Below are 26,417 nucleotides of genomic sequence, written 5' to 3' on the forward strand. Positions count from 1 at the left end.
TTGGTAGACCAACAATCACAGCTATGCCTCCGTAGTATAAAAAACAAAAGACCCAGATCGTACATTTCTGTACATACCTGGGTCTTTCGGTATTTCAATCAATTAATAGATTATAGACTCTTCGCTATTATTGAATAACCAATCGCTTAGTTACTGTTAATGAAGCGTTAGATAATATCATCACATATTGTCCTTTTGGAACAGAGCTGTCGATGGTCAACTGATAAGGCTGTTTTGATGCTGTGTCGCTCAACTGTACCTGCTGCATCAACTTTCCAGTAATTCCGAATAAGCTCAATTTTCCTCCATTTAGCTCAGCAGGAATTTGAACATTCACCATTCTGTTCACCGTTGGGTTAGGGTATATCGCCATTTCTTTTTGTAAGTGAGATACGGAAGTTACAGTTGCTGCTTCTTCTACAGTCACCACGATGGTTTCTATGGCTTGACCCAAACCGTCACTTACTTTTACGATGATATCCTTGTGCTCTCCTAAATCAGCTGCCACTGGAGTCATTGTCAACTTGCCAGTACCATCTCCGTTATCAGTCAATTTGACGAACGATGGAGCATTATCCGAAATAGTAAATACTAACTGGTCTGATGCATCATCGTCTGAAGCTTTCAGGGCCACTTCAGTAGTCTCGTCTATCACTACTGTCTGATCGCCAATAGCTGTCAGAGAAGGCAGAGAGTTTTGAACTACAGTGATTTTGATAGTTTCAGATACTGACTCATATGAATCCGTAACACTTACCACAATATTTTCATAGTCATCTGGAGAAACATCAGCTCCATCTACTTCGATTGAACCTGTACCATCACCATTGTCTACCAGCGTCACAAATGCATGCTCACTAGCAAGGCTGAATTCCAGGTCATCACTATCAGCATCTGTAGCAGATATAGCAATTGAATGTGTTCTTTCACTAGTCATCGTCTGATTTCCAATGGCAGCTAATACAGGTGCAGCATTGGCACTAACAGTAAGTGTAAACAACTGCTCTACGTCATCAAAACCATCAGATACAGTTACTGAAATGTCTACGTAAGTATCTTCATCACCCACCATTGGGTCGATAGCTAAAGATCCAGTACCGTCTCCATTGTCAGTCAAGACTACGAATTCCGGGGCATCCGAAAGTGAAAGTGTCAATTCGTCATCAACATCAGCATCCGTTGCGCTAAGTGCTACCGTCTGAGAAAGCCCTTCGCGAACTGACTGATCAGCAATTGCTGCCAATACTGGCAAGTTGCTTGCATTAACTGTTAGTGTAAATGACTGAGATGCTTTTACCAAACCGTCTGTAGTTTCCACTTCTACGGTGATTTCGCCTACATCCGTAGCTGTAGGATTTACGTTTATCACAGCTGTACCATCGCCATTGTCAGTGATACTGATAAAAGAAGGCGAACCTGCAGCCAAAGAAAATGCCAATGGGTCACCGTCGGCATCGCTTGCTGCCACATCTACTTCCAGGCTTCTTCTTTCTAAAAGCGCTTGGTCGGCGATAGCATCGATCGCTGGTGCGTTGTTTGGCATGAGAGTAACTGTTAGGTAAGCACCACCAGTATTACCATTGGATTCATGGCTATCAATGTCTACTCTTGCATATGTCACTAGAGGAGATGCCGCGTCCGCATTCAATCTGAAAAATACAAAATCGCCAGCTTCAGCTCCAGCTGCCAATTGCTCGTTCAGGTAAGCTACAATTGCCTGGTTGGCATTTTCACTTGTTTCATGATCGCCAGCTAATGTAGTAGGAGTGATAATGCTTTCCTGAATTGGATAAGCCGATGGATCACCACCATATTCTCCTGAGTAATGATCTGTTCCTAAAACTGTAGGAGCATCTCTATAAGGCAAAGCTGTTAAATCGTTACTTTGTGGCATCCAACTAGGGATTTGATTAGTAGTAAATTCAAGCTTTGCAGTGGCAAACACCATACCTGCTGGAATAGCAGGAATCTCGAAAGGCATAACTGCAGCCTCATCTACATCATCGGCATCCACCTTGCTACCTCCCGTTAATATCTCAGGAGCACCAGCCCATACAAAAGCTTCTGCAGGGTCATATGCTTCACCAAAAACTGTATAGTTATCCGCTGCATCCACATAGATAGCCTCTGGTGCTTCCGTCACTGTCAAATTGATTGTCTCTTCGTAGGTGTATTCACCAGCAGTCACGGTTACGACTATATCTCTATGATTTCCAAGATCATCTACGTCTGGCGTAAGAGTCAATACGGCTGTACCGTCGTTATTATCAGTCAAGGCTACAAATGCAGGCTCTCCTTCTACTGAGAAAACCATTGGGTCTGCCTCTGCAAAAGTGGCATTCAGATCAATGGTAGTCTCCACATCTCTAGTGATCACATGATCTCCTATAGGATCTAGCAATAGAGGCTGGTAGAAAGTTACATCCAGGGTTGGAGGGTTGTCAGACTCATGACTATCGATATCTATTCTTGCATAAGTTGTTGCATCTGCTACGTTTACATTAATTCTCAAGAAAACGTAATCACCTGGCTCTGCACCAGCTAGCAACTGAGCATTCAGATAGTCAGTCAGGGACTCGCCACCCTCAATTGTAGTTGCAACTACACCTGGCTCCACCGTCTGACTCGTGGGACCAGAAGTTGCCGCCCACTTTTGTTGTATCGCAGTAGCGTTTTCATCACCATCATAAACCCCTTGATAATAATCTGTACCTAGAACTGTTGGTTCATCTCTATAATCCAAACCATATAAATCGTAGTCTACATAAGCCCACGTCACGACATAATTAACATTAGCAGAAAAAGTAGCCGACTTAAAAGAATTACTACCTTGTGGAATTTCTGGAATTTGAAATGGCATAACCGCTGCCATGTCATATTCGTCGGCTGCATCTTGCCAGTTTACTCCTCCACCAACAAGCATCTCTGTTCCGCCCCAGTTGAGTACTGCTGGATTTCTTGTATCTACATGATAATAGAGGTCAATATCCTCAGGCTCAGATTCTATTGTAAAAATCTCTGAATATTCGTTCACATTGATCACCACATCTTGGGTGTTGGTGCCTGTTGTACTCGTCGCTGTTACTGTAATTGTATATTGACCCAAGTCTCCCACCTCAGGAGATACACTAATCGTAGCAGTATTATCCCCATTGTCCATAAATGACCCGAAACCCGGCAGTCCACTTTGTGTCATAGTGATAGCGGCATCAAGTGGATCAACTGCTTCCACTGTGACTTCAAGGTCCGACCCCTCATTAACATTCTGTTCATCTAGTTGGACAAACACTGGATCTGTATTTTCAGAAATGTGAGTTAAAACAATATTTTCTGTATCATGATTTCCAGGGTCTGCCACGTTAAAGTCACCGTTTACTACAGCCATACCCGTTAGATTAATCACCTTATTTCTAAAGGTATATCCATCTGCAATGGTGATTTCACTTCCTCCATCTGGTGTAACATATACATCATAAGACATTGTTGAAGCATCGACTTCAACTCGCACAGCGTAGGTAGTCCCTGCCGAATAAGTTAGATCATTTTCACTAGCATATCCAGAGCCATCATAAGCATCTATCATACCAGAGCTATTGAATCTAACAATTACTGACAAGTCTGAATAGGTAGAAACCGCAGCTACATTAGTCAGACCTGTCACAGCATCAATGTTGACCTTTTCAGCAGTCATGTCAAACTCAAACGTAAATTCACCAGTCTGCACACCTTCTACAAAATCAAAAGTTTGCCAAGTGTTTAATTGACTGGTTACGTCTGCTATTTGGGCAGAGGCATGGAAGGAGAAGCCGATTATGGCCATCCAAATCAAGGGCACTACCCTCTTTAATTGTATAATTTTTTTCATTCGACTAATAGTTAATTTAAAAGTTTCGTTTTGTAGAGAAGAAGTGGATTCGGCTATACCGAACCCACTGTCTCTTTAGTCCTATTATCTTTTCAAACAATAAGATTTGCTTGTTGTTGTTGTGAATAATTTTATTCAAATACTAATCTATAGATACTCCAAAGTGTCTCTGTCCTGCCTTACCCTGCAACCCTTCATTTTTTTCGGAGGGTGCTGGCTATTAGCGTGTTATATTCATAGACTCATATGTTGAGTATTATCTTTATTTAGGATGGTATAATTGAAAACCAAGTAGCAGGCTGCCATTTTCCCCCAGCAGACTGCACTTGATCATCACATTCAATAATTTCCCCCGAAACGATTGAACAATTTGTTGTTGTAGAATTATACTTTAAGTGATGACAATTTAGGTGCATTTCTAGCTCTTCTTATCCTGCCTTATCCTGCCATGCATTCAAAAAGTGAAACCCTTGCTTGATTCTTCAAGGGTTTCACCTGAATACCTTTTACTTTATTAAGAACCGAGACTTGTGAACCGATCGTTCGTCTGAAAGATGAAGTAGGTATATGCCTGATTTCATCTCGTCTAGATTAGAAATATGAAAGGACGTTGTGCTTTCGTTTTCCATATTTATCATTCTAACCACTTGACCGGCATTATTGAAAATTCTAATCACTCCATTCGAAGCATTAAACCCAGTCGGTAATGTTAGATGAAGATCGCCGGACTGTAATGGGTTAGGATAAAGTGAAAGTTTCACTACATCTATCTCCGTAGACAGCACTAGTTTTGATGTCCTTGCACCACTATCACTTCCTGACACTAAAGTCAATGTGGGCTTGTTGTTATTGTTTCCATCGTCAGCTGTACTCATGTTCCAATATGAGTAGTTGGACTCATCTATGTCTGATTCAATTTTGAAAAAGACATAATCTCCCGCTACTGCTCCGGCATCATATTGCGCATTGATAAAATCTGCCAACTGCTGATCATCTGTGATAGTTACAACTCCCGCAGCTGTACTGCTGGTGATGTATCCGGTCTCGATCAGCGTGCTCGACGCCGAGTAGTCCGACACCTGTACCCCACTGGTACTTCGGTAGGTCACCCCGGAGAGGTTCATGTTTCCTGCCGGACTGTTGACCTTCGCTACCAGATTCATGGTGAAAGATGCTTCGGCCACTTCGTGCCCTGCGGGCAAAGTAGGCAGCTGGAATGGCATGATCAATCCCGCGTCATAAGCCGAACTCGCTCCACCTACTCGCGCGGTGGTTTGACCCACCCACTGCGTGGTGCCGTTGGTGCGCACTTCCTGATCATCGTCGTGCGCATAGATGGTGAAAGACTGACCTTGCACCACCTCGTTTACAGTAATCGAAATCGTTTCGCTGTCTGTATCCGTACCGTCTGTCACACTGATAACAATATTGGAGTACACGCCGTCGTCTCCTGAAGCAGGACTGATGGCCAAGGTAGAAGATCCATTGCCATTGGAAGTCAGACTCACAAAAGAAGGCAGGCCTGTAGCCGTGATCGTCAGGTTATCATTGTCCGCATCTGTAGCAGTGATCGAGACATTCAATGTCCCGTCTTCGTCTACCGACTGGTCGCCGATGGCTGCCAATTCTGGTGCTGTATTTCCAGCCTGAGGAGCAGTCACTGTCAGGTCGAACGAGGCTGAGCCGTTGGCCTGACCGTCGTTGGCGGTGATGGTGATGTTGCTATATACGCCAGCATCTCCTGCTGCAGCTACTACCGCTACTGTGCCCGTGCCGTCACCATTGTCGGTGAAAGAAGCAAACGTTGGCAAGTTGGTAGCTGACAAGGTCAGATTATCTCCATCAGCATCGGATGCTGATACGGTTACGTTCACACTGTTGCCTTCTTCCACACTTTGCGTAGCTATACCGGCCACCACTGGTGCATTATTCGTCGGTGGTGTACCTGAGGTATTGATTTGCACTTCCTGGTAGTTGTTCCACGAAGAAGCAGAATTGCCATCGCCGATGATTTTCACATATCGTGCTTGCGTATCGGTAAAATCGAAGTTTTCCAAACTCAAAGTAGTGCCACTGCTGGTACCATTATAAACTTCCGTGTAATTCACCCCGTCATTAGATAGCTCAATACTAAAATCGTATGTACGCTCATCACCTAATCCAAAGGCAATATCTACTGAAGTGACCGTCACCGGGCTGCAGAAGTTTTTCTGCAACCATTCTGTACCCTCAGAAGACCACTTGGTATTCAGATCACCATCCATGGCACCGGCCGGAGGGTTGTAGCCCCATTGGTCGTCCTGATACGCGCTTGCCCAAAGGGTATCGCACGTAAACTTGAACGTACCTGTATTGTTGCTCGAAATCACATTGCCAGCATAGTCTTGTACGTTGCTCACCGTGAGCGTATTCACCTGATTTCCGCCAAGGGTAGACACTTCCATGGTTACGGTACGATTGTCGCTTTCCAGCGTAGCCGACTGTACCGTCACACCATTATTGATGCTGTAGTTGGCTGTATTCTCTGCTGTAGCAGGTGTTACGCTTTCGCTAAAGCTAAAAGTGAATACATCGTCCAGAAAGGAGTTGTTGGTAGCGACCAGCTCTGGATCTACGCTATCAGAAGATGCAGAGTACTCAAAACAGCCTGCATCCGCCGAAGGGCCAAACTGCCTTGCGTTGCCATCTAAATCGGTAGCTGACAAATCAGAATTTACGCCAGCATCGATCGCCAAACTTCCAGCTTTCAGGTGAAAATCACCATTTACATAATCCTCGAAGTAAGGCAGATAGTTGTTGTAATTTGATTGATCAATATCGATGTTGCCCTCTACGGTAGAAGTCGCATCAAATGTCCAGGTGGTGTACTTCGCTGCGATGTTGTTGCGAATCACGTTGTTGAAATTGTCCTGGCCAGTTTTGTTTTGTGCCTGACAAGAAATCCATGGCACCAAATCAGCATCCGTAAAGTGCGGATGCTGCACCACGGTATTGTTTTGAATTTTACAATTTCTGGCACCGTAGAGTGTGATACCATGCGTTTGGTCGTTCATCACCAGGTTGTTTTCTACTACCCAGCCATCTCCAAATCCGTCGGTAATGATGATGCCTTGCATGAGTGTACCAATCAACTCATTGTCGATCACGAATTGGGTAATCGGATCTTCGAAAAGCAAAAACTTATTGTACCTCAAAGTCACACTCTCGATTTTCAGATCTCCGTCGAGCTTATAGGCCTGAAATCCATCATCATGCTGAATGGCATAGTCATCGATATAACAATCTCTGACCGTATTGTATTCATAAGTAGAGAAACTTCCCAGTCCACGGATTGCATCGCCAGCAAAATTGTCGATGGTACAATTGGCCACATACGAATAGTCTCCACGCAATGAAAGGGCGTGATAGACATTAGTCATGAGCGTATTTTCGAAAGTGATGTTTCCACCTCTAAAGTCCGCTCCACTGGCCACATTGGCGTACCAATCATTTTTCGTCCAGGTAGAAATATCATCTGCCGATTTTAGCGTCGAATTCTTAATCGTGATGTGTGTCGTGTTGGCATTACCTGTGAGCATAAACTCCTCTTTGCCCAACCCGGCTGTTGAGGCATCGATGGTAATTCCATCGAACACCAAGTGCTGGCTATTGTCTATGGTCAACTTAGAAAAAACCGGTGTATGTCCTGAAAGTGCCCTGAAAATGACATCTTCCGTGCGGGCCATATTTCCTATATAAACATTGCCAAAGTTGCCATCCATGAGATAAACCAAGTCACCATTTTGTATAGAAGTAGCTTGGATCGAGGCCCATGGGCTCGACTGGCTTCCATCATTGCTGTTGTTGCCACCAACTGGATCGATATAGTAGGTGTTGCCTACGACTGTCCCTGGCGAATAAGCGTTGATCACCACGACCTGGTCGTCGGTATCCGTACCGTCGGTCACAGAGATGGTCACGTTGGTCGTGCTTGCATCTCCTGTTTGCGGGCTGATGGTCATCGTGCCTGTGCCGTCACCATTGTCCGTCAGACTAGCGAAAGCCGGTAATCCTGCTGCTGAAAAAGTCAGCGCATCTGCATTGGCATCTGTCGCCGAGATATTGACAGTGACTGAGCTTCCCTCTTCCACATTCTGGTTGGCGATGGTAGCCAGTACTGGGGCTGCGTTTGCGCCTCCTTCAGGATTTACCGTGATGGTAATATCCTCGGTATCTGCGTCGGTACCATCGCTGGCCGAAATCGTTACATTATAACTGCCTTCGTCACCTGATTGAGGATTGATCTGAAGAGTCCCCGTGCCGTCGCCGTTGTCCGTGAGCGTGGCAAAAGACGGAAGGCTAGTAGCGGATAGCACGATGGCATCTCCATCTGCATCGGTAGCACTCAGGTTTTTGGTGATGCTTGCCAGCTCATCGAGCTGCGCATTGCTCACTGCTGCCAAGACCGGACGAGCATTGCCTCCTGTACCGCTGTTGTACTCATAGGCACCTGCGTCTACCGTACCGTCTGCGACTCTGGCATTGCCATCCAAATCAGTGGAGGTCACATCTGTATTTACGCCCGCATCGATAGCGCCGCTACCCGCCTTGAGATGAAAATCAAGATTGGCATAATCAGCGAAATATGGCGCGTAGTTGTTTACATTGGTGGTGATATCTACATTGTTTTGAACAGTAGATGTAGCATCAAAAGTCCAGGTGGTAAACTGACCAGCGATGTTATTTCTGATGACATTATTGAAATTAGTCTGGCCGGTTTTTCCCTGATCATCCAGGTAGATTCTCGGCACAGTAGTGTCTGTGAAATACGGATGTTGCACCACCGTATTGTTTTGCACTTTACTATTTCGTGCGCCGTACAGCGATATGCCGTGTGCTTGTTGGCTCACGATCAGATTGTTTTCTACCACCCATGAGTCTGCATAGCCATCTGTAATGATCAGCCCCTGCATCAGGGTGCCAATCAAGTTGTTGTCAATGACAAATTGAGTAATAGGGTCTTCGAATAGAAGAATCTTATTGTAACGTAGGGTAACGCCCTCAATTTTAGGATCAGAGTCCAGATTGTACGCCTGAAACCCATCGTCATGCTGGATGGCATAGTCGTCGATATAACAATCTCTTACCGTGTTGTATTCGTAAGTAGAGAAACTACCCAAGCCTCTAATCGCATCTCCGGCAAAGTTGTCAATCAGGTTGCCAGTAGCTGTACTGTGATCTCCTCTCAGAGACAAGGCATGGTAAATGTTTTTAATCGTTGTGTTTTCAATGGTGATATACTCAGCACGCATGTCTATACCACTTTTTACGTTGTTGTACCAATCTGTTTTGGTCCAGGTGGAAGAACTCACTGCTGACTGAATGGTACAATTTCGGAATGTGATGTGGTTCGAATTGGCATCGCCAGTGACCAAAAATCCTTCTTTGATCAGGGTAGAATTAGAGCCATCTACCAATACGCCATCAAAAGTCCAGTTGGTACAGTTGTTTAGACTGATACTGGTCACCGTAGGGTTGTGACCTGGCAATGGAGTAATCGTAATGCCATTGGCAAAGTAATAATTCTGAATGTATGGCGTACCATGATCACCATCCATCAAATACAAAGTAGCACCGTCTGCGATACTTGGCGCCACGTAAGCAACAGCTGCCAACGAACCCCAAGGGCTAGCCTGACTGCCATTGTTGGCCATACTTCCATTGACAGGATCGAGGTAGTACACCGTGCCTGACGGAGCCGTACTCACCGTGATCGTGATGGTTTCTTGTGAACTGACAGACCCATCAGAAGCACTCACCACGATGCCAGTATACGATCCTGCAGTACCGGTTCCAGGGTTTATAGAGATGGTACCAGTCCCATTGCCATTGTCCGTCAAGGAAGCAAAGGCAGGCAGATTAGATGCTGAAAGTGTAATGGCATCGCCATCCGCATCGGTAGCTGATAGGTTTACTGTTAGGCTACTACCTTCATTTACATTCTGATTACCTATCGCTGCTAATACCGGAGCGGAATTGGAAGGTGCAGATGTAACCGTCAATGTGAAGTTTTGGCTGTCTGTAGTTGTACCATCATTGGCAGTAATGGTGATGTTGGCATACGTACCAGCATCACCTGCTGCTGGTTGAAAAGAAACTTGTCCAGTGCCATCTCCATTGTCTGTCAATGAAGCAAATGAAGGTAAATTGGATGCAGATAAGGTAAGTGCGTCTCCATCAGCATCGGTAGCTGAGATATTTACATTACTGCTAGCTCCCTCTTGTATCGACTGATCAGCAATAGCTGCCATTGCTGGCGCCGTATTACTAGATGATTGAACATCTATCGTGAGATATGGTCGCTGTGAACTGGTTGTTCCATTTTGTGAAGCGATGTCCCAATAGTTGTAATTAGAACCTGCATTGCCATCCATATTTAGTCGGATGAAAATATACTCTCCACCAACTGCTCCATTGGCATATTGTGCATTTAGGAAAGTGGCAAGCGCAGTATTGGCTGCTGCATCCGTGGTGGTAGATCCTGTAGAACTACTGGTTGTGAAAAAGGCCTGTTGAATAGCTGTGGCTCCAGCGTCACTTCCATAAGTACCTCCAAAATAATCAGTCCCTGAAACAGCTGATGAGGCTTGATAAGGAACAGCATATACATCTACTTCGTCCGAAAGATTTCCTGATTTTCCAACCAAATAGGTGGTAAAAGAGGCTGTGGCAATCTGTTCTCCAGCTGCTAATACAGGCAATTGAAAAGGTATGATGGCACAAGTGTATTTGTTGGTACCCAGACGATGCGTAGCATAACCGACCCACTGCATGGATCCGTTGTTATTCACCGAATTATCATCGGCGCTTGCCGCAATTTGTGAAGTCCCAGTAAGGACTAAATTTGAAAGTTTGGTACTACTTGCGATGCTATTGGCATTGGTCCCAATAATCATCGAAATACCCAAAATTAACTGTAGTAATTTCCTCATATCATGCGTTTTTGTAAAACATTAATTTTTCTCGTTAGTGGGCATTGTGAAGTGAATGGGTCGGGTTGTTTAATATTTATTCACAGATTTGACTGATGCTACTGGCCATTTGCATACGAGTCCAATTTCCACTTTAACAAATATTCTCTAATCAGATGATTTGCGGAATAGACATTTTGATGAGACTTTTAAACAAAATGATGGAAACACCTAATATCTGGCACAGGCTAACCAAGCAATTTGCCCTAAAAACAAAAAGCCATTCCGATGATTATCGGAATGGCTTAACCACTTCACTAAATAGTCTAATTATTTATCTCAATTAATTAATATCATACAGCAGTCTTGGTGCCTTCGAAGCCACATCTGAGCTCCACATGATTATTCTACCAAAAGTAGGTGCATCATCAACGCTTACGCTAATTCTGAAAAACACGAAGTCTCCTGGTTGGGCACCTGCAACTAGCTGCGCATTGAGATAGTCTAGTACGGCCTGACTTCCTTCTGTACTAGTAAATAATGTGGCATCGCTGGCTGTTTTCTCGTTAGCAAATCGCTGTTGGAGTGCGGTTGCATTTGGATCTCCATTATAGGTTCCTTGATAGTAGTCTGTACCTAGTACGAATTCACTCGTACGGTAAGGCAAGCCATATAAGTCGTATTCTTGAACAGCCCAAGGAGATATATCTTTCACAAACATATTTAATGCTGCAAAAGTAAATCGCTCTCCTGGCTGCATATCAGGAATTTCAAATGGGAATACGCCAGTAAGATCATAAATATCATTGTCAGGATCTTGCCAGTTTGAGCCTCCACCAATAATTATTTGAGTATCGTTTCTCCAAGGATTTACATTGGCTGGATCATTGGCATACTCTCCAAACCAAACTTCTGCATCTCCTATATGGCCCATCAATATTTCAGCTTTAATGACACTTACTTTCACAATTTGTGAATTACTTGCTGAAAGACTGGATGCAACTATTTCGATCTCAACATCACCAACATCGCATTCCGAACAATCCTGATAAGGATTTAAGGTCAATAACCCTTGTCCATTACCTAAATCTTCGAACGATGCATATCTTGGTAAAAATTTGGCCTCCAGAGTCACTGCTCCTCCAAATGGATCCGACGTTTCCACCAATACTTGCTGAAACGCTCCCTCGACCATCAATACATCTTCGATGTTTTTGATAGAAGGTTTAAGGTTTTGAGTATGAGAGGTCAGTTGAGTATTAAATACTCTGTGTGTACCTGGGTCATCCAACTGCCAATCACCTGCGACCAGGGCCATGGCCGTCAGGTTGGCCGCTTTGTTTCTAAATGTATAGTTCTCCGCTACTTTAAATTCATTCAGATTCTTATCGGTAACATATACACTATATAATTTTTGAAATACGTCAACTTCCATTCTCACATGATATGTCGCCCCAGCGGTATAATTCACCTCTGCTTCATGATCATAAAATCCATCGTTATATGCATCAATCACTCCCGAACGGTCAAATCTCACAATGGCCGACAGGGCAGAATAATTTGTCACTGCCGACGAATTGGTCAAACCGACTACCGCATCGATATTGTCTTTGCTAGCTATCATATCAAATTCAAATGTGAAAGTACCCGTTTGCATTTCGTCAAACGCTAAGGTCTGCCAGTCATTAAACTTACTGGTAAAAGTACCGGGCTTATTGGCGATGAAATTGATGGCCACGGTATCAGCTACAGTGCCACGATCAGCAATGAAGTAGGTCAACTGCGTACCTTCCTCTTCAGCGTAGAAAATGTATCGCAACTCTGTGCTTAAAACCTCTTCGTTTCCATCATCATCCAACAAGATGTAGCGTACATCTGTGCCTTCCTTTGGACTCACCTGAAGATCCAATATCAAAGAATCTCCAATATCAGCCTCATATCCATTCCAAGCTTTGCTTTTTAAATTTCCGCCATAACCTAATTCGTATATGACCAAATCGGAATCGTCCAAGGAAGGGTTTTCGAAATCCTCTGCGCACCCTAACAACAATAAGCCGAAGCCAACAAACGCGATAAATATATTTTTAACTTTCATAATTTTTTACGTTTTCTCTTAATCAATCGATCAACACTCCCCTGTCTCGACTCGCATCCCACCATACTGGTGCACCCCAGTCGTTCAAGCCTTCACTTAAGTGAGGAGTCACATGCTCTGCATTGAAGTTTATTTCTGTAGCAGGATAAGGCATTCTCCTTGGTATGAGCCCATTCAAAGCAGGGTCCGTCAACGGGTGATCTGCTGGCTCCAATAGCGGATATCCTGTCCTTCTCCAATTGGAGTAGGCTTCCGTAGGGTTGTAGAAATTCACCACATACTGCTGTAGGTTGATGACTTCTAGTTCATTAGGCACTCCACCGGTAGGCCATATTTCCAGGATATAGCTTTGTATATCACCAGCAATTGGTCTGGCTCCCATCACTTCTACTAATTCGGCTGCATTGGCCAACACTGCCTCACTAAAATGTTCGCGTGCAGTGAGAATACCAGTGCCTCCCCATCCTCTGGCGGCCATTTCTGCTTTATACAATGCTACTTCAGCATAAGACATATACATAGCTGGCAAATCCAGTGCCGTGAGTTCTCTATTGATCTGCAGACATTTGAATCTTTTTTCCATGTAAATATCCTGTCCATTTTTAGTGACAACCAAATCCGAATGAGCCAGATCATAATCGTCGGTATTGTTGTACCATTGAAGACCAGGAGGAAATGCTCTTAGCTTGCCTTCCGAAGCAATGTATTCATCGGTGACCTCCACACTTGTTTCCAAAGTTGATTTGGATTTATCCGGAGTTGTTTTCCCATTGGCCTCGCCATAGATGCCAAACATACTTCGTAGTCTTGGGTCCCTCACTTCGTCGGTAGTGCCTACTGTATCCTTCATATAGTCCACATAGGTTTTACAAGCCAACGTGTAGTTGGTCGTAAAGTGCTGGACTTGTGAAAAGGCATTTCCTCTGATTTCCTGAGTACTGCTAGTAGAAACACCAAAGTCCCCATGATCCACATAGGCTGCGTCAGAATAATCTTCCATGACGCCGGCATCTAGTGCCAGCTGTGCTTCTTGCTGAGCTTTAGCTGCATCTACATTGACCAACCGTAAGGCATATCTCAACCTCAAGGAGTTGGCGAATTTTGCCCATCGGTTCACATCTCCTTCAAAAATCAAATCCCCACGCAACGGCTTATTTGCATCAAGTAAGCTAACAGCAGTATCCAATTGCACAAAAAAGTCGTTGTATATGTCTTGCTGTGTATCGTATTGAGGTTTGATGATACCTTCGGAATAACCTTTGGAAGCCTCGAAGTAAGGAACGTCTCCGTACGAATCTGTGAGCTGTGCAAAAATCATTACCTTCAGTATTTTGGCCATCGCCAGATAATTGACATTCGACTCATCACCTGATGTTGCCTCAATCACAATTTCCAAATCATTCAGATTCTTGTAAGAGGCATTCCACAAATATTCGAAATAGAAAGGTGTGTGTATATAGATCTGACCTCTATCAGCTTCTCCGCCGGTCACCATTTGCATGATCCCCATGTGGTAGGCGTAAGTCGATCGCCAGGTCACTTCTCGCTCACCAGAATGTCTGATTTGCACCGTGGAAATCAGCGAAGCTGGGTCAGCCACTGTAGAGCTGGTAGGATTTTGATTCAAGTCATCAAAATCATCACAGCTTGAAAAACTAACCACCAATAGCAATAAGACTAAAAAATTATAATTCGTCTTCATATTCTTAAAATTTAATATTGAGGTTGAAACCTAAACTTCTTCTTTGAGGCAGAGAAGCATATTCATAGCCCTGACCATTACTGATAGTATAGGTCGATTCAGGATCGATATTGGGTACATTGGACCAAATAGTCCAAACATTTCTCGCAATGAGCGAAATGGTGGCTGACGTAATAAATCCGGTCGATTGGATCAATTTGGCAGGAAATGCATAAGATAGAGACACCTCTCTTAGTTTTACATAAGAAGCATCATAGATAAAAGGTGACAGGATACTGCTATTTGCAATTCTTCCATAATAGTCTACTGGATTGGCATAACGATCGTTTGGCCGATACGTAAAGGTCTGCTCACCGTTCTCATCTAAAATCGGGGCTCCGTTTTCGTCTGTCGCCAATTCTTCAATCACTCCTTCAGCCAGAAGTCCATTTGTAGGTATCCACTGATCTATTGGCACATTAGCTTTTAGTCTTTCGGCTTCTGACTGTGACCAACCTTCGCGACCTTCGATTGAATTAATATGACGGCCGTATTGGTAAAGCTTCATGTTAGTCATGGACAACAAATCAGCGCCGTACTTCATATCGATGTGAGCTTTCAATCCGAATCCTTTATAACTTAATTTATTAGTAAAACCTCCGGTCCAATCATACTGTCCATTGCCTAGCACCACTTGCTCATTACCTACAACTGGAAGCCCTCTTTCATCCATGATCGGCTCACCTGAAGGAGATCGTTTGAAATCGAACCCTACGATATCGCCATACGCACCTCCTTCTTCAGCTCTGATTAAAGAATTGATCCAAGAAGCTCGAGAAATCTCCTGAGTAGTCGCATCTGGATGGAGCTTTACAATTGAATTTCTATTTCGAGCCCAATTTAAAGTGACATCCCAAAGAAAGTCATTCGTCTTGATGGGCTCTATGTTCAGCATCACTTCCCAACCGCTGTTGTTGATCTCTCCAGCATTGATACGCTTATAAGCTTTCCCTCCACTTGCCAATGATACCGGTAAATTCACAATTTCATTGAAAGTAGTCTGGTTGTAGTAAGTAACATCTACTCCCACACGGTATTGGAAAAATTTGGACTCCAGTCCAAACTCATACCCCTTGGTTAGTGCTGCCACTAAGTCTGGGTTTGGTATCACCGTACCAGACTCAGTCGAAAAAGTAGTTCCATCCAAAGTATATGGATATGGGGAATAAGCTCTATCCAATCCGTAAGGTTCGGTACCATTTCCAACTTCTGCATATGAAGCTCTGAACTTACCATATGACAAAAGGTTAGACTTGAGATTCAAGGCATTTGTAAAGACAAAAGACCCTGTAAACGATGGATACAACACACTGTTGTTGTTGTCTGGCAGCGTAGAATCCCAATCCTTTCGGGCGGTCACATCCAGGAAGGCAAAATCTTTGTATCCCACATTTGCAAATGCATAGAAAGAGTTGATTTTACCTCTCGGATTAGTTTTTGAAACGGAATATTCACCATAGTTGTTGATGGATATGATACCGTGCGATACCTGACCCCTACCATTGGTTTGAACTGTAGAAATATCGTAATGTCTACTATTGCCTCCCAAACTCAGTGAACCGTCAAAATTGCCAATTGCGTGCTTGGCAGTTAATAGAAAATCAACGTTAGTTTCGGTTGTTCTTGAATTGATTTCTGACATTTCTCCAGACTCTTGTAACGGGGTAGAATAAGGAGCATAATTGTAATAATTATAAGCATATGTATCTCCCCCGGCTTTTACTCTCAAGTTCAACCAGTCTGTAAAATCATAGGCCAATGATAAATAACCCAAGACTCGATTTTTATCAGAGTTGTTCTTCATATTATACAGCGCATAATATGGGTTGATAATTCTTGAATCTGAATGCCAGTAGACATACTCACCCGATTCGTCCACTCTACTTTCATTGAGCCATTTTTGATCAATATTAAGTGGCAACTGCATCAAAGGCAGGGCTGCGTTTGAGCCAGAGCGCCCTAAAAACGGTCTGTTATCCACACTTTCTTTAGTGTAAGTCAACTTGGTATCGACCGTAAATTTTTTCCACATTTTCATATTTCCTCGTAGTGTGAAAGAATTTCTGACCAAACCACTATTGGGTACTACATCTTCCATTCTCATATCAGAACCAGAAAAACGAAAGTTGGCAAATTCATTTCCTCCGGAAAAGGCAATGGTATTGCTCAGGGTAGTACCTGTTTGGAAAAATGATTTGATGTTGTCTTGCTTGATGCCATAATCTCTCAATTGACCATCGAATTGAATAAAATTCAAATCAGGATTTAATTTTTCTCCCCAGCTATACATACTGGTAGCTTCACCCTGGTCTCTCGGAGGCGTGTTAATACCTTGACCATAGATTTTTTGGGTGTCCTCGTATTGTCCCACCACCTGCTCTGCGGTAAAATATGAGGAAAAATCAACGCTAAAATTATTGCCTCCTGACTCTTTCCATTTTTTGGTAGTAATCATGATTACACCATTTCCAGCTCTCGAACCATAGAGCGCAGCCGCAGCGGGTCCCTTTAGTACTGAGATCGATTCGATGTCATCAGGGTTAATTGAAGAAATACCGTCTCCCTGATCAATTCCACCCCATTCTCCGGCTTCTCCAAAGTTGCTGTTGTCCATTGGCACTCCGTCGATCACATACAATGGCTGGTTTGTACCTGTTATTTTAGAATTACCACGGATAACCACTTTCGACGAACCACCAGCGCCTGTATTGGGCTGACTGATGTCTACCCCAGCTACTTTTCCTGAAAGGGAATTGACCGGATTGATGGTCTTTATTTGTGCTAATTCTTTTCCATCCACTTCGGTCACAGAATATCCCAACGACTCTTTTTCCCTAGATATCCCTAGTGCGGTTACGACCACATCTTCCAAAACTTCTATATCTGGCTTAAGTGTAACATTGATGACCTGCTGGTTTCCGATTTCTACTTGTTGTGTCAAAAAACCGACATAAGAAAACTGCAAACTCTTGGTTTCGGCTCCTACTTCAATAGAAAAAGCGCCGTCTATGTCAGTGACAGTTCCAGCTCCTCCTTCTGCTGCAAGGATGGTTACTCCAGGTAAAGTTGCACCCGAACCAGACTCAACTACACTCCCTTTAATCACTCTACTCTGGCTATAGACTGAAGCCATAGGCAATAAGAGGACAACTATGAGTCCAATTATTTTCTGAAATTTAATTACGTATTGTCTCTTCATACTTTGATCATTCTGCTTAGAATTTGCACTAAATTAAATTCGCGCAAAAAAACAACTATGCTGTGCTGTCCTGCTTCTTGAAGACAGTCTTATAAAAAAGTTAGGTGTGGGAGTTTAAATAGATTGGAAGGGTATCTCCAGAAAGGCAGCTATGAAAACATCTGATAGCACCAGAAGAAGTCCGGAATTTAATAATTTTTTTAGAGAATGAACATTTGCGTATGACGAAATTTATTTCGTGAAAGGCCAAAGACCATTTGATCGAGCAGTTAGAATTCCAGAGAGATTCACCGACTTCTTACTTGTAGATCACACTAACAGCTTAATTTAGCCAAGAAATCTCACAAACATCCCTTTGAACAGAATCATTCAAACAATGTGGAGTAAATCACCTCCGCCGCTACTTGACTTCCTGCCAATGATGGGTGGCTTCCGTCGGGATCATAATAGGAGAAGTCTCCTGTGGCATCGATATACTCCTTCCAGGCGACCCCAACTGGACACAAAATCGCATCCAGGCCTGTGGCTACATCTCGATAATTTCGAATAACCTCATCGAATCTGTGGTAATTATTCACTGAAGGCCACGTCATGAAGAATGCCAGCTTCGAGTTATATTTATCACATTGCTCTTTAATTTTCGTGCCATATTTAATCATATTGGCCCTCCCATTTAGACTGGCCGAAGTGCCTTCTTGAATCACAACAAAATCAAAGAGTCCCGACGCAATTTCATTCTGTAGAATTCCATTGTTCCAGTGCCTTTCTAGTGTATATCCACCAGTAGTAACGGATCTAACTCCAATGTCTACCCCCTTTTTTTCACCCTCAATTACTACCAAACCTGGAAGGTCATTGTAAATAGTCTGGCTATTGCCTACAAACAAAATATTAAAGTCCGTAGCAGATAGATCAGGGCCTTCATTTACTGATATATTGGGTTTGCTGTTATTTACCGAATTTGAGATTGGTTCAGCGTCGTCCTTACACCCAGCTAAGCTTAGCAAAAACTGGAGGGCTAGGAGAATGATCCACTTTTGGTTGGTTGCTGTCATTTCCTTTTATTGTTGTCTTGATCCTAACATGATTACCATGTGAAACCCTTACTGAGAGTGAGAACAACCCCTATATCTTCAATTTCAATCATATTGTCATTGATTAAACAAACTCTCAACAATCACCTCTGCCGCCACCTGACTGCCTTTCAATGATGGGTGAAAACCATCTCCACCATAATAAGAATAATCGCCGGTGGCATCAAAGTGCTGCTTCCAAACACGGCCAACGGGGCACAGTAGCGCTTTATTGATGGCCGCTGCGTCCTCATGATTCTTGATCACGCCATCAAATGTATGGTAATAAGTTTGAGAAGGCCAAACCATGTAATAAGCCATTTTAGCTCCGTGCTTTTCACATAGATCGTTGATCAGTTTCCCATATTCAATGAGCACCTCTCGACCGAATGCTTGCGAAGATGGCCCCTGTTGCACCACGACAAAATCAAACTGCCCAGCAGCAATTTCCTTTTGAATCACACCATCATTCCAGTGATCAATCAAAGCATAGTTACCTCTGGTTACAGACTTGACACCGATATCCGCCCCATTTACTTTACCCAATTGTCTCACTAACCCAGGTAAATCATTTGTATACGTGAGGCTATTGCCGATAAACAAGATATTGGCATCTGTAAGATTTAGATCTGAATCATCTGAGTAATCAATAATAGGATTAGAAGGTGATTTGTGATTTGGAAGTTCCTCGGAATCGTCGGCACAACTGGATATGCTCGCACAGAACAATATAGCCAAAGCAGCTATAGCAAACTTGAAAATTTTCATAATTGATAATTTTGTTTGTAACTAATTTGCTCTTCGGTTGTATTCTTAACAACTGTGCCTCCTTCGCCCCTAACTCTACTGCAAAAAAGGAAACCATTACCACCATCAGGGGTCTTTGTTCTGTTGAATTGCATTATTTTCTTTGAATTGTGACATCTTTTGACATTCTCAAACAAGGATTGAAATAATTTGAACACAAGAAAAAGCAAACCATCGTTTCTTTGACCAAACGCTAAACTCATGATCAAAAACTATCTACTCATTGCTATTCGCAATCTGCTCAAAAACAAAAATTATGTGATCATCAATACGCTAGGTTTAGGCATTGCCATGGCGTGCTGCCTGACCGCTTATATACTCGTAGCTTATAATATAGAGTTTGATGACTTTCATAAAGATGAAAAGGTAAAAAACATCTTTCGTGTACACTCCCATGTGGTTCTCAACGGATCAGATTTCAGACAGGCGGTGAGCACCCCATCTCCCGTGGGTCCCATGGCAACTGAAGACATTGCCGGTATAAGAAGATTCGTACGCTTTGCTGGTAGTCAGGGAGGTGGAGCCAGTGTGAGCTACATCAACGAAGCCACCCAGACTAACAATACTTTTGGTGAGTATATCACGTATGCAGACAGTGCTTTTTTCGATTTTTTCGATTTCCCACTTATTGCTGGAGATCACAAGGCGTTTAGCAGTTTGCATAGCATTTTTCTAAGCAAGAGAAACGCAGAAAAGTACTTTGGAGATGAAGACCCAATTGGTAAAGTATTGACCTTAAGTTTTGCACGTGGGGTCGTGAAAAAAGTGACCGTAGGAGGTGTATTAGAGAAAGTTCCGGTAAATAACTCCTTGTACATACCTATGCTGATGCGCTTTGAGCACTTTGAAGAAATGCGGGCACTGGATCAGTCGCCTTGGGGGGACTGGAATGTTCCCGCCACTTTCTTAGAACTGGAAGACCCAACTAAAGCCAACGAAATCGCTTCCTATTTTGACAAATACCTTCCTCAAAGAAATGATGCATTTAAAGAACAAGTGGTTGAAAAAGTAACGTTGGAGCCTTTTAAATCCAAAATTGATCCAACTACACTGACCTGGAGTTATGTAAACAATATGATCGAAATAGAACCACTGCTAGTCTTTATCATCCTGGCGTCGATGATCATGATGATTGCCTGTTTCAATCTAACTAATACATCCATTTCGATGTTGGCCTATAGACTCAAAGAAATAGGCGTAAGAAAATCACTCGGTGCCAACAAACGCCAAATTACGACTCAATTCTTACTGGAAACAATCATCATGGCGCTACTCGCTTTATTTGCAGGTTATTTAATGTCAACGATTATCGTTCCAGAGTTTACGGCGATGTGGGATTTGCCTTATGGCATAAAGGATCTAAGTTCAGTAAACCTTACGCTGACATTGCTCCTTTTGGTTATCATTACCGCTGTCCTTGCTGGCATTTATCCAGCCATAGTCAGCTCCAAACTCAACACCACTACCCTGCTAAAAGGGAAGATTCAAATCCGAGGCTCAAATTTTATCACCCGATCTTTAGTTTCGATGCAGTTTGCCATTTCAGTGATGGTGCTCATCGGGGGCGTGGTCTTTATTCAGAATGCCAAATTTCAAGAAAACATTGATTTTGGCTACCAAAAAGATCAACTCATGCTGGTCGATATCAAAAGTGAAAAAGAATATGAAGCGCTAGCGGCCAAGGCCCGACTCCACCCCAAAGTGCAAGAAGTAGGAGCTACAGAACATCAGATAGGATATAGCACTTATCCAAACCCAATATCGTTTCAGGGAGAAGAAGTGGAAGTCAGGCATTTAGAATTTGGACAAAACTATTTCGAAAGCATGAATTTTAGCTTTATTCAAGGCAGGCCACTAGATCACAGCAAGACCAATGACTTCAACGAGGGAGCTGTAGTGAGCCGGCAGTTTTTGAAAACGCTAAACATCCAAGGAGAACCTATAGGTCAATATGTTACTGTGAGAGAGCAAAAAAGAAAGATCGTGGGAGTCATCGAGGATTTTGTTGACAATGTCTTCAGATCTAAAGAACCCGAACCTTACATCTTCTATGCCACCGTAGGAGACCGATGGAGAAATATGATCGTTAGAGCAGATGCAAAAGATCTAACTGAGATCAATGACTATCTCGAACAGCAGTGGAAACAAATGTACCCGACCAAACCATATTCCAGTCATTACCAAGAAGACATTCTACTTGCAGAGAGCAATCAAACCAATGGCAACTTGAAAAAGATCTTCCTGTTTCTCACTGTGCTCGGTGGATTACTATCAGCTTCAGGAATATACTCCTTGGCTTCGCTGAATATCGCCCGACGAACCAAAGAATTGGGAATTCGCAAGGCATTGGGCGCTACTATGCCAAGCATCCTCGTTTTACTCAACAAAGAATTTGTAAATATTTTAGTGATCGCTGCTATACTCGGCAGCGTAGGTGGCTACTATGGTACGGCCTGGATTTTGGATTTGATTTATGCCTTTCACATTCCGATAAAATTAACCCCGGTCGTGCTTAGTGCCTTTACCATATTTATCATCGGTCTGGCAACCACCAGCATTACGATCTATCGTGGTGCAAGAGCAAACCCTGTAGATACATTGCGTAATGAATAGAATAAACCTCAACAATTGTTTTACTTTTATTTGTGCAAATAATTCACGCTAATGACCAAAGAAGTTCGAGCCTTATTTCTAATTCTAATCATTACCGTAGCTCCACTTTTGGTCTATGCCTTTCTTCAGGTGCGGTCGCTCGATGAGGATGAAAAAATGGCGGCAGCAGCTTATGAAAAACAGCTCGATGTCATCTTGTTTTCTCTCAATCAATATGCCGATGACATGATGAACCGGTGGATGCGTCAACTAGCCGATCAGCAAAACACATTGGATGAGAATGTGACCCAACTCATCATCGGCAATGAGTCCATCCAGATGCTGGTATTACGAAATACTCAAACCAAGCAAGACAGTATATATGCCAATGATTACGTAGAAATAAATGACAGTACTTACCAAAAAGTCGCGGACTGGTACGATCGAAAAGACTCTGTAATCAACCGACTGTCTGAATATTTGGCTGCTGGTTTTCAAAAAATTCAACCAGCTGATGGTTGGAAAACCATATCGGGACTTCGTGCAGATCAGACAGGTGTCACCGTGATGGTATATGATGAAGATTCCATCTTATATAACGCACTTTTCATTTTAGAAAAAAAATTCTGGGTTGAGCAGGTGTTGGGTCTACAAATGCAGAAAATAGACCAAGATCAGTTCACCATAGCCGTAGGCAACTGGCACGAAGAAACCCAACAGTCTCCTAACCTATTTTATCAGACCACGCTTTTCAGCTTAAAAAAGAAGTTCATCAGAAGAAATCTATGGATTTTGCCAGACACCTATCTGTATATTCAATCCAAGGGCAAAAGCTATACAGATTTGATCCAAAACCGATCGCGTGAAAACCTTTACTTCTTACTTTTCTCGGTTATGGTGGTGTTGATAGGAGCATTCCTGATGATTCGCAATATCAAAAACACACTAAAGGTGGCGCAGTTAAAATCGGATTTTGTGTCCAATGTTTCTCACGAAATACGGACTCCCTTATCACTCATTCGCATGTATGCCGAAACGCTGATGCTGGGCAGGGTGCCTTCCGAAGAGAAGAAAAAACAATACTATTCGACCATTCATCATGAATCGGGCAGGCTAACGTTTCTTGTCAACAACATCCTGGATTTTTCCAGAATTGAGGGCAACCGAAAAACTTATAGATTAGAAAAAAGCGAACTGAATACATTGGCGAAAAGAATTCACGAAAACTTCAGTCATTATTTCATGGAGCATCAAGTAAAATGCAAACTCCATCTCTCCAAAGTCCCACTCTCTATATTAGTAGACGATCAGGCCTTCGAAGAAGCTCTGTCCAATCTGATAGAAAATGCCGTGAAATACGGCAATGGACAAAACGAGATTGAACTCTCCACGTTTGAAGTCAATGGCTTTGCTTGCTGTAGCATAAAAGACAACGGCATTGGTATTTCTAAGGCTGCCCAAAAACACATATTTGATAAATTCTATCGAGTAGAAGGAGCATTGACTCAAAAAACCAAAGGCACAGGCCTGGGTCTGAGTTTGGTCAAACATATTATGGAATCACATCAAGGAGAAGTGACCGTAGAATCTAAACCTAATCTTGGTAGTACGTTCACTTTAAAGTTTCCTCTAAATGAAAATGGTAATGAATAAGATATTGGTAGTAGATGACGAGCCTGCTATGCGAGAAGGCCTGGCCGACAATCTGGTATTCGAGGGATATGAGGTAGATCAGGCGGAAAATGGAAAAGTGGCACTCCAAAAAGTGCAAGCCCAATCCTATGACTTGATAGTATTGGATGTGATGATGCCCGAACTCTCGGGATTCGATGTATGCAAAAAATTGAGAATGGATGGCAACAAAGTACCAGTCATCTTGCTTACTGCCAAAGGTGAAGAAATTGATCGCGTGTTGGGGCTAGAGCTAGGTGCGGATGACTACATCACCAAGCCTTTTAGCCTGAGAGAACTACTGGCCAGAGTCAAAGCGGTTTTGAGACGAACCCAAGGTGCAGTAAATACCTCTCAATTCGAAAAAATAGGATTGATGGAGGTAGACTTCAAAAATTTTATTGCCAGAGTTGATCAGGAAGAGGTCAAATTGTCTCACCGTGAGTTTGAAGTATTGAAGTTCCTGAAAGACCATCAGCAGGAAATTGTGAGCAGGGACGAATTGCTCAAGAATATTTGGAAGTATGACGAATTTCCTACGACCCGAACGGTAGATAATTTTATTCTTAGACTAAGACAAAAAATAGAAACGAATCCTAATGACCCAAAAATAATCTTGACTGTACATGGAATGGGATATAAAATGATTGGAGATTGAGTGTTTGACATCTTGTGACATCTGTTTACCCACTGGTGACACACGGTAACATGAGGGAGTGTTATTTTGAATTATTCAAAAACATAAAACTCAAAACAATGAAAACGCTATTATTAATTATCACAACACTTGGATATGCCTTAGGCACAGTTCAAGCACAAGGTTCCGAAACTGTAGAAGCAAAGTTCAGAGGAAAACCAATTATTCAAATGACACTAAATAACAAGAAGACATGGGTACTGCTAGACACGGGGTCAGAATTCACAGTACTGGATACAGGGGCTCAAAAAAAGTACGGTTTTCATACTAGCTCATCAAGTACGGATCGATTTAATATATCGGGCTTAAATTCCACTAACAATAAGCTGATGTCAACTTCGCAAGCTACCTTCAAATATGGTCAAGTAAAGCTGAAAGGACCGTCGTATGCTTTCGATCTTTCCACTGTAGTCAAATCCATCCAACAACGAACGGGCAAAAAAATATCGGCGATTGTTGGCACACACATGATGAGAAATCATGGATTTGTCATTGATATGAGTACCGGGACAGCTTCAATTAAAGTAAAAACCAAGAAGAAAAAAGAAGATCGAAAGATTGAATTAGAAGAAATTATTATTGCAAAAAATGCCAATTCAAAAAGATGATCAAGTTGTTTAAAATATTTCCTGCTCTATTATCTGTATTGGCTATAATTCTGTTCGGATCAATAGATCTACATGCTCAGCAAAATGACCATCGGGATAATGAACCCAGTTTTTGGGAACTGCTATTCGATGATTTTTTTGATCACCAAGAGGAACATCCCATTCATAATAAGTTTGAAGACAACTATCGTGTCATCGATCTGGAAAAGTCCTGGAAATTTCAAATTGGTAATGACAATAAATGGGCCGACCCCTTGTACAACGACGACTCCTGGGTAAGCATTAAAGTACCCGGAGATTGGGAAAACGATGGGTTCCATGGCTATGATGGTTTTGCCTGGTATCGTGTTCATTTCGATGGCCGAGCACTGAGGCCAAACGAAGCACACTATCTCATGCTCGGCTTTATCGATGATGTGGATGAGACTTTTCTGAATGGGACCTTGGTAGGGAAAACGGGAGATTTTCCACCAAGATTTAGAACTGGTTATAATTCAGATCGTGCCTATTTTATTGGCAACGAGCTCATCAATTTTGAAGGTGACAATGTGATAGCCGTAAAGGTCTACGACGAATATCAGAATGGTGGAATTGTGAAGGGCAAACCAGGCGTATATGTTTCGGGTGGCAGCGAAGAATTACTTCAAAATCTGTATGGTCCCTGGAGGTTTACCAAATCAAACAAGAAATACTTTAGTGAGCCTGACTTTGATGACCAGGACTGGGATGTAGTTCTGGTACCCTCCTATTGGGACAACCAAGGGTACCGCTCGTTAGACGGCACAGCATGGTATCGCAAAACCTTCGAACTAAGTTTTAAACCAGAAAAGGAAGAAACCTATTACCTCACCCTTGGAAGGATTGATGATTTTGATGTCACCTATCTCAATGGACAAAAAATAGGTGAGACGTATGACGACAGAGGGTTTGGCGATAGTAGGTCCTACCAGAAGATTAGGGTCTACCCCATTCCAAAAGGGCTCTTACACAAAAACGGAAAAAATACCATAGCCGTCAAAGTAGAGGACATCGGTTTGGAGGGTGGCATCTACTCTGGGCCTGTAGGTATCGTATCGGAAAAGGACGTGACTCGGATGATTCGGGATAGGAGATAAGCCA

Annotated in this window: 12 protein-coding genes and 1 pseudogene; 5 read left to right on the top strand and 8 right to left on the bottom strand. The window is 42.8% G+C overall.

Going from position 1 to position 26,417, the window contains the following annotated elements:
- Positions 1 to 127: 127 nt before the first annotated feature.
- The 8 genes and pseudogenes from ACOQO5_RS14050 to ACOQO5_RS14085 form a co-directional block, all read right to left on the bottom strand.
- Complete coding sequence (locus ACOQO5_RS14050; RefSeq protein ID WP_420582320.1) at positions 128 to 3,865, bottom strand: T9SS type A sorting domain-containing protein; 3,738 nt, start codon at positions 3,863 to 3,865, stop codon at positions 128 to 130.
- A 506-nt stretch (positions 3,866 to 4,371) separates the two neighbouring features.
- On the bottom strand, positions 4,372 to 7,284 hold the full coding sequence (locus ACOQO5_RS14055; protein WP_420582553.1) for a discoidin domain-containing protein: 2,913 nt from the start codon (positions 7,282 to 7,284) through the stop codon (positions 4,372 to 4,374).
- Positions 7,285 to 7,785: 501 nt separating this feature from the next.
- Positions 7,786 to 10,836, bottom strand: a pseudogene (locus ACOQO5_RS14060) (putative Ig domain-containing protein); the annotation flags it as partial.
- Between the two features lie 322 nt (positions 10,837 to 11,158).
- Complete coding sequence (locus ACOQO5_RS14065; RefSeq protein WP_420582321.1) at positions 11,159 to 12,910, bottom strand: hypothetical protein; 1,752 nt, start codon at positions 12,908 to 12,910, stop codon at positions 11,159 to 11,161.
- 22 nt (positions 12,911 to 12,932) lie between these two features.
- On the bottom strand, positions 12,933 to 14,612 hold the full coding sequence (locus tag ACOQO5_RS14070; protein WP_420582322.1) for a SusD/RagB family nutrient-binding outer membrane lipoprotein: 1,680 nt from the start codon (positions 14,610 to 14,612) through the stop codon (positions 12,933 to 12,935).
- Positions 14,613 to 14,616: 4 nt separating this feature from the next.
- Positions 14,617 to 17,850, bottom strand: coding sequence for a SusC/RagA family TonB-linked outer membrane protein (locus ACOQO5_RS14075; protein WP_420582323.1), 3,234 nt, complete (start codon positions 17,848 to 17,850; stop codon positions 14,617 to 14,619).
- A gap of 365 nt (positions 17,851 to 18,215) precedes the next feature.
- Positions 18,216 to 18,905, bottom strand: a complete 690-nt coding sequence (locus ACOQO5_RS14080) for an SGNH/GDSL hydrolase family protein (protein ID WP_420582324.1) — start codon at positions 18,903 to 18,905, stop codon at positions 18,216 to 18,218.
- Between the two features lie 96 nt (positions 18,906 to 19,001).
- Positions 19,002 to 19,691: an SGNH/GDSL hydrolase family protein gene (locus ACOQO5_RS14085; RefSeq protein ID WP_420582325.1), complete on the bottom strand. Its 690-nt coding sequence runs from the start codon at positions 19,689 to 19,691 to the stop codon at positions 19,002 to 19,004.
- 240 nt (positions 19,692 to 19,931) lie between these two features.
- Between ACOQO5_RS14085 and ACOQO5_RS14090 the strand changes: the two genes are divergently transcribed.
- From ACOQO5_RS14090 to ACOQO5_RS14110, 5 genes are all read left to right on the top strand, one after another.
- Positions 19,932 to 22,343: an ABC transporter permease gene (locus tag ACOQO5_RS14090; RefSeq protein WP_420582326.1), complete on the top strand. Its 2,412-nt coding sequence runs from the start codon at positions 19,932 to 19,934 to the stop codon at positions 22,341 to 22,343.
- A gap of 51 nt (positions 22,344 to 22,394) precedes the next feature.
- Complete coding sequence (locus ACOQO5_RS14095) at positions 22,395 to 23,975, top strand: sensor histidine kinase (protein WP_420582327.1); 1,581 nt, start codon at positions 22,395 to 22,397, stop codon at positions 23,973 to 23,975.
- On the top strand, positions 23,968 to 24,651 hold the full coding sequence (locus ACOQO5_RS14100; protein WP_420582328.1) for a response regulator transcription factor: 684 nt from the start codon (positions 23,968 to 23,970) through the stop codon (positions 24,649 to 24,651). The genes ACOQO5_RS14095 and ACOQO5_RS14100 overlap by 8 nt, the downstream gene beginning before the upstream one ends.
- A gap of 98 nt (positions 24,652 to 24,749) precedes the next feature.
- Positions 24,750 to 25,298, top strand: coding sequence for an aspartyl protease family protein (locus tag ACOQO5_RS14105; protein WP_420582329.1), 549 nt, complete (start codon positions 24,750 to 24,752; stop codon positions 25,296 to 25,298).
- Positions 25,295 to 26,413, top strand: coding sequence for a beta galactosidase jelly roll domain-containing protein (locus ACOQO5_RS14110; protein WP_420582330.1), 1,119 nt, complete (start codon positions 25,295 to 25,297; stop codon positions 26,411 to 26,413). Before ACOQO5_RS14105 ends, ACOQO5_RS14110 begins: the two co-directional genes overlap by 4 nt.
- Positions 26,414 to 26,417: the final 4 nt, after the last annotated feature.

It is taken from the genome of Reichenbachiella sp. (assembly GCF_965223055.1).
Taxonomy (GTDB): Bacteria; Bacteroidota; Bacteroidia; order Cytophagales; family Cyclobacteriaceae; genus Reichenbachiella.